Origin of the sequence: Mesorhizobium sp. M7A.F.Ca.US.011.01.1.1 (genome assembly GCF_003998295.1) — a bacterium.
In the GTDB taxonomy this organism is placed as follows: Bacteria; Pseudomonadota; Alphaproteobacteria; order Rhizobiales; family Rhizobiaceae; genus Mesorhizobium.
Genome location: NZ_RZRT01000019.1, coordinates 21,582 through 28,019 on the forward strand (window position 1 = coordinate 21,582; position 6,438 = coordinate 28,019).

The 6,438-nt window shown below is 64.0% G+C and carries 7 protein-coding genes; 5 read left to right on the forward strand and 2 right to left on the reverse strand.

What is annotated here, in order from left to right:
• Positions 1-2 precede the first annotated feature (2 nt).
• Positions 3-956 carry an ABC transporter permease gene (locus EOA13_RS18610; protein WP_127294781.1) on the forward strand — a complete coding sequence of 318 codons (954 nt, stop codon included), beginning with the start codon at positions 3-5 and terminating at the stop codon, positions 954-956.
• A 64-nt stretch (positions 957-1,020) separates the two neighbouring features.
• A complete protein-coding gene (locus EOA13_RS18615; protein WP_127294783.1) occupies positions 1,021-1,704 on the forward strand; it encodes an SGNH/GDSL hydrolase family protein in 684 nt (227 codons plus the stop codon).
• A gap of 146 nt (positions 1,705-1,850) precedes the next feature.
• Here EOA13_RS18615 and EOA13_RS18620 read toward each other — a convergent pair whose 3' ends face one another.
• Entirely contained in the window at positions 1,851-2,222 is a 372-nt protein-coding gene (locus EOA13_RS18620) for a hypothetical protein (RefSeq protein ID WP_245490419.1), read from the reverse strand.
• Positions 2,223-2,330: 108 nt separating this feature from the next.
• The gene (locus tag EOA13_RS18625; protein ID WP_127294785.1) at positions 2,331-3,434 is read right to left on the reverse strand and encodes a histidinol-phosphate transaminase; all 1,104 of its coding nucleotides are present in this window, start codon (positions 3,432-3,434) and stop codon (positions 2,331-2,333) included.
• A 130-nt stretch (positions 3,435-3,564) separates the two neighbouring features.
• On the opposite strand from EOA13_RS18625, the gene EOA13_RS18630 reads away from it, so the two are divergent.
• The 3 genes from EOA13_RS18630 to EOA13_RS38785 form a co-directional block, all read left to right on the forward strand.
• Positions 3,565-4,338, forward strand: a complete 774-nt coding sequence (locus EOA13_RS18630; RefSeq protein WP_127294787.1) for a glucose 1-dehydrogenase — start codon at positions 3,565-3,567, stop codon at positions 4,336-4,338.
• A 207-nt stretch (positions 4,339-4,545) separates the two neighbouring features.
• Positions 4,546-5,868 (forward strand): histidinol dehydrogenase, encoded by a 1,323-nt coding sequence (gene hisD / locus EOA13_RS18640; RefSeq protein ID WP_127294789.1) that lies wholly within the window; start codon positions 4,546-4,548, stop codon positions 5,866-5,868.
• A 15-nt stretch (positions 5,869-5,883) separates the two neighbouring features.
• Positions 5,884-6,438: alcohol dehydrogenase catalytic domain-containing protein (locus EOA13_RS38785; protein WP_245490420.1), on the forward strand; the 555-nt coding region annotated here is incomplete at its 3' end.

Below are 6,438 nucleotides of genomic sequence, written 5' to 3' on the forward strand. Positions count from 1 at the left end.
AGATGGCTGCCGTTCTCGCAAATCCGATCGCCCGGCGCCTGCTGCGCATACCGCCGTCCTATTTTGTCTTTCTCGTGCTGCTGGCGACGCTGTGGATCGCGCGGCCGAACATGCTCAACCTCAATATCATGGGCATCTTCATCAGGCAGATCGTGCCGCTCGGCATCCTCGTGCTGGGGCAACTCATCGTCATGCGGGTGAAGTCGATCGACCTTTCCGGCGGCGGCATCATCCTGCTCATCAACTATTTCATCTCGTCGGGCACTTTCCCCGGCGCGTCGATGCCTTTCTTCGTCGTGCTGGCGCTCGCCACCGGCCTCGTGATCGGCCTGTTCAACGGCTTCATGATAGGGAGCCGGCGGGTGTCGGCGGTCATCGTCACGCTGGCGGTCAGCATCATCCTGGTCGGGCTGGTGCAGTTCCTGTCGAGCGGCAATCCGCCCGGCGATGTGCCGAAGCTGTTCAACGACCTCTACAACACGAAATTCCTGTCGGTTCCGACGCCGGTGCTGTTCTGGGTCCTGCTGACCGCTTTGGTGTGGCTGCTTCTCTCGCGGACCGTCTTTGGCCGCTACGTCGCCTCGGTCGGGGAGAATGCCGAAGCCGCGCATTTTTCCGGGGTGCCGGTCCAGCGAACGGTGATCCTTGCGCATACGCTCGCCGGCCTGATCGCGGCGATCGCGGCCCTGGTGCAGACCGGTTCGATCGCCGTCGGCAGCGTCCGTGTCGGCCTCGACCTGCCGATCCTGGCGGTCGCGGCAACGATCCTCGGCGGCGTCGTCTTCGGCCGTGGCGACGGCGGCGTCTGGGGGCCTTTCTTCGGGGCGCTGTGCTTTGCGCTGCTGTTCGTGGTGATGACGGTGCTCGGCATCGACGAGCCCGGCAAGCTCATCGCGCAGGGCGTCATCATTCTCGGCGCGGCGATCTTCTACGGGGTGCGTGTGCGAAACCCCTGACTTGAGACGGCGAAAAGCAAGTGCGCCGGCGTTCAGACAATTGCAAACAGATGGAGAAACATGGATGTCACCGCCAAAAAACATCATGTGCTACGGCGACTCGCTGACCTGGGGCTGGGTTCCGGTCAAGGAAGGGTCGCCGACCTACCGCTACCCCTATGACCAGCGCTGGACCGGTGTAATGGCGGCGGCGCTGGGGGCGGGCTACCACATCATCGAAGAAGGCCTGAGCGCGCGCACCACCTGTCTGGACGACCCCAACGATCCGCGCCTGAACGGCGCCAATTACCTGCCCTCGGCCATCGCCAGCCATCTGCCGCTGGACCTGGTCATCGTCATGCTCGGCACCAATGACACCAAGTCTTATTTCCGCCGGACGCCTTATGAGATCGCCAATGGAATGGCGAAACTCGTCGGGCAGATCCTGACCAGTGCCGGCGGCATCGGCACGCCTTATCCGGCCCCCAAGGCGCTGGTCATTGCGCCGCCGCCGCTGACCCCGATGCCCGATCCGTGGTTCGAGGGCATGTTCGGCGGCGGGCACGAAAAATCCAGGGATCTGGCCAGGCAGTACAAGGCGATGGCGGATTTCATGAAGATCGACTTCCTCAACGCCGGCGATTACCTCACCACGGACGGTGTCGACGGAATTCATTTCACCGCCGCAAACAACGCCGATCTGGGACGCGCGGTAGCCGGCAAGGTCAAGTCGGTCCTCGAGCCGGGCCAGGTCAGCACCGCCGCTTGAAGCCGCCACGCCCGTCGGCTTGCGGCACACAGGCCACGGCGCAGGTGTATCGCAGGTTCCTCCGGCGATGCACATCGATGCGGGGTCGAACGATGCGTTTGGCCCCGTATTGATATGGCGCCCGGCGCCGGCAGATGTGCGTCGATCTAGGGGCTTGGCCTCGGAGCTACGTCATCTGCGGACGCTTTGGTTTGGCGGTCGAAAACGACCGCCAGACCGTTCTTCACGGCAAGCGAGGCGACCATGTCGTCGAGTTCGCGATCGGGAATGGCGGGTTTGAGGACCTGCCGGATGGCCCGATAGGCCTGCTCGGTCGACACACAGCCGTATCGTTTTTTGCGCGCTTCCACATATTGCTCGATGAGAATGCCCAATCGGCGGGCGGCGATGTCATCTGGTTGCTGCAAGGGAGCCTCCTCAAGCGTCGATCGTTTGCAGACCGCAGAGATGTAAAAACCCACGCCGCGAAAGTTAAGGCCTGCTGTCGGCCTGAAGCTCAAAAAAATCTGCTGCCTCATTCTACGAATTGCGCCGCAGCGTGACATCGTGCCCCAACTGGTACCTCGCTGCCGCAAGGAGCAGGTCAATTTGGCTGGTCCGTTCCGAATCCCGGTCAAAGCGTGTATTCACAACAGCTCCGACAGAACGGCCATGAAGTGGTCGTTCTCCGCAGCCGAGCCGATGCTGACGCGCACATAGGTGTCAAAACCCTGCTGCTTCCACGGCTTGACGATGACGCCTTGCCGCAACAGGCCTTCGACGAAGACGGAAGCATCTCGCCGGCAGTTGAAGAACAGGAAGTTGCCCCTGGAGGCGGCGACGTCGAGGCCCTTGCTCGCCAGAAAAGTCTCGACGCGTTTTCTCTCCGCCCTGGCCAGCGCGACGACCCTGGCGAGGTGTTCGTCATCGGCCAGCGCCGCGAATGCTGCGGCCTGCGCCACGCCGTTGGCGTTGAAAGGCGTGCGGACGCGGTCGAGCAGCGCGCGCAGCTCCGGGTCACCGACGATGCCGAAGCCGATCCGCAATCCGGCCAGGCCGAACGCCTTGGAAAAGGTCCGCAGCACGATCCAGGGCCGGTCCAGCTTTCCGAGATAGGGCAGGGATGACGCATAGTCGTCGCCCTCGGCATATTCGGCATAGGCTTCGTCGATGACGATCAGCGTCTCGTCGCCGACCGCGTCCAGAACCCTCGACAGATCGCCGCCGGAGAGCCAGCTGCCGACCGGGTTCATCGGGTTCGAGAACAGCAGCATGCGCGGCCGCTCGCGCACCGCCTCGACCAGCGCATCGACATTGATGGTCAGATCGTCGTTGACGACAACGCGCTTGACGGTCGCCCCCATCAGCGTCGCGTAGTCCTCATGCAGCGGAAACGACGGATAGAGCGTGACGACCGCGTCGCCCGGCCGCAACACGGCACGGCTGATGACGGAGAGAAGGTCTTCGGAACCGTTGCCGAGGATAATCTGGTCCTCGGCGACGGCACATTTGTCGCCGACCGCCTGGCGCAGCTTGCGCCCGGCGGGGTCGGGATAGAGGCGGAACATCTCGGAACCGGCATGCATCGTCGTGACGAGGGTCGGGCTGGGCCCGAGCGGGTTTTCGTTCGAGCCCAGTTTGGCGATTCTGGCCGGCGCGTATCGCTCCATGACCTCGTCAATTGTCAGCCCGGAATTGTAGGGCGACAGGCGGTTGACTTCGGTGCGGACCATGTCCGAGGCTTTCGACACGGGCGGGCTCCTCTGCGGTAGATTTCGTCATCCGTACCGTAGTCGAAATAGTTTGTATATGCTTGTATATGTAACTTGATCTGATAGTCTCGACGTTGAAGCGGAAACCGACACCGGCAAGGAGGATCACATGCGCAACGCTTCTCTCTTCGATCTCTCCGGCAGGAAGGCGCTTGTCACCGGCGCAAGCCGAGGCATCGGGCGCAGCATCGCCGAAGCGCTGAGTGCTGCCGGCGCCGACGTCGCGGTCTCGGCGCGCAGCCTGGCCTCATTGCAGGACACAACGACAGCCATCCGCGCCGCCGGCGGGGTGGCGCATGCCGTTGCCCTCGACGTCACCGATGTCGGTCGCTGCCGCGCAGCCACCGTCGAGGCCGCCCGCCTGCTTGGCGGTCTCGACATTCTCGTCAACAATGCCGGGATGGAGGAGGTGCGGCCCTCGCTCGATGTCGACGAGGCGCTGTGGGACAGGATCGTCGACACGAATCTCAAGGGAGCGTTCTTCTGCGCCCAGGCCGCCGCGCGGCAGATGCGCGACGCCGGCCGTCCTGGTGCCATCATCAATCTGTGCTCGCTGACATCCGAAGTCGGAATCCCCACCGCGGTGCCGTATGGCTCGTCGAAGTCGGGCCTGCTCGGCATGACGCGGGCGCTTGCGGCGGAGTGGGCGGAGCTTGGCATAAGGGTCAACGCCATCGCGCCGGGCTACTTCAGGACGGCGATGACCGACGTTTTTTACAGCAACGAGGCATGGCAGCACTCCATGCTGGCCAAGATCCCGCAGCGGCGTTTCGGTGATCTCCACGACTTGCACGGCATCGCCGTGTTCCTCGCTTCGGATGCGGCTGCCTACATAACCGGCCAGTCCATTCCGGTCGATGGCGGCTTTCTCGCCTCGATCTGATGAGGCAGGTTTGTCTCCGCAGTTTCGACGGGAAGGATGATGGAAAAATTGCTGGCGACCATCATACATACATGTATATGCTTTTGCCTGAGTGGAGCCTCTCGACGGCTTTGATCCTTGCCCCGGTCGGCTTGTCGACCCGCAGAACTATGGCCATCCACGGGCCAACCGTCATTGCGTTCCAAGAGTTCCAGGAGACGAGCAATCATGTCCGACATCAGCTTCCACGATCTGTCATCCATCGATGCCGACCAGCGCGCCAGTCTGCTGAAGCGCGCCGAGGCCGATCTGACGGTCTTCGTTGAGAAGGTCCGGCCGATCATCCAGGCCGTCAAGGACGAAGGCGACGCCGCCTTGATCCGCTTCGCCAGGGAACTCGACAAGGCCAATGTCGCCGAGGGCGAACTGCAGGTGTCGGAAGCCGAGTTCGATGCGGCGTTCGACAAGGTGGAAAGGGACGTCGTCGAGAGCATCCAGTTCGGCATCGACAACATCAGGCGCTTCCATGAGGAGCAGAAGCCGGAGACGATGTGGCTCAAGGAAGTCCGGCCGGGCGCCTATGCCGGGGACAGGTACACGCCGATCGCATCCGTTGCGCTCTACGTGCCGCGCGGCAAGGGCGCCTTTCCGTCGGTGACGATGATGACATCGGTGCCGGCGGTGATTGCCGGCGTGCCGCAGATCGCCATCGTGACGCCGCCGACATCGGATGGGTCGGTGGATGCGGCAACGCTGGTGGCCGCGCGTCTCGCCGGCGTGGGCACGGTCTACAAATGCGGCGGCGCCCAGGCAGTTGCCGCCGTCGCTTACGGCACCGAGACGGTGAAGCCCGCGCTCAAGATCGTCGGTCCCGGCAGCCCGTGGGTGGTGGCGGCCAAGAGCGTGCTGTCGTCGGTCATCAACACAGGTCTTCCGGCCGGCCCGTCGGAAGCGATCATCTTTGCCGATGACAGCGTCGACGGCGGGCTTGCCGCGCTCGACCTGTTGATCGAAGCCGAGCACGGGCCAGATTCCTCGGCCTATCTGGTGACGCACAGCCGCAAGGTTGCAGAAGCAGCACTCGCCGCACTTCCCGAGCATTGGTCGCGGATGACCGAGCAGCGTGTCGAGTTTTCGCGCGCGGTGTTGACCGGCAAGCGCGGCGGCATCGTGCTGACGGCGTCGCTGGAAGACAGCTACCGCTTCATCAACGACTATGCGCCCGAACATCTCGAGATCCTGTCGACGGAGCCGTTCGCCCATCTCGGACGCATCACCGAGGCGGCCGAAATCCTCATGGGACCGCACACGCCGGTGACCCTTGCCAACTTCGTCCTTGGACCCAATGCAGTGCTGCCGACCAGCCGGTGGGCGCGGACCTACGGCCCGCTTTCGGTGACGGATTTCGTCAAGCGCTCGTCGGTCGGCTATGTCACCTCGGCGGCCTATCCGGAACTCGCTCTGCACGCCCGCAGGCTCGCCCGCTACGAGGGCTTCAGCTCGCATGAGAACGCGGTCTCGGAAATCCGCGACCGCTATCTCGCCGGTTGAGCGGAAACGATCGCGATGAAGGCTGCTCGACTCTATGGACCCGGCGATCTGCGCGTCGAGGATGTCGCCGCGCCGGGCGTGCCGGATGCGGGCTGGGTGAAGCTCAGGGTCGATGCCGCCGGCATCTGCGGTTCGGACCTGCATAATTTCCGCACGGGCCAATGGATAAGCCGGTCGCCGTCGACGGCCGGCCATGAACTGACCGGCACGGTGACCGCCATCGGCGCAGGCGTTGATAGCGTCGCCGTCGGCGACAGGGTGGTCGCCGATTCCCGGTTCTGGTGCGGAGACTGCGCGCAATGTCATGCCGGCAGGCGGCATCTCTGTGTGTCGCTGGGCTTTGTGGGAGAAATCTGCGACGGCGGGTTTGCCGAACAGGCGGTGCTGCCCGCACGGCTTTTGCATATCATCGATGCCGGGCTCGACGAGCGGGTCGCGGCGATGACCGAGCCGCTGGCGGTGGCGCTGCACGCGGTGCGGCGCCTGCCGAAAACGGCCGGCTCCGTGCTGGTCGTCGGCTGCGGGCCTATCGGCGGTCTTGCCGCGCTGCTGCTGTCGCGAACCTTCGCC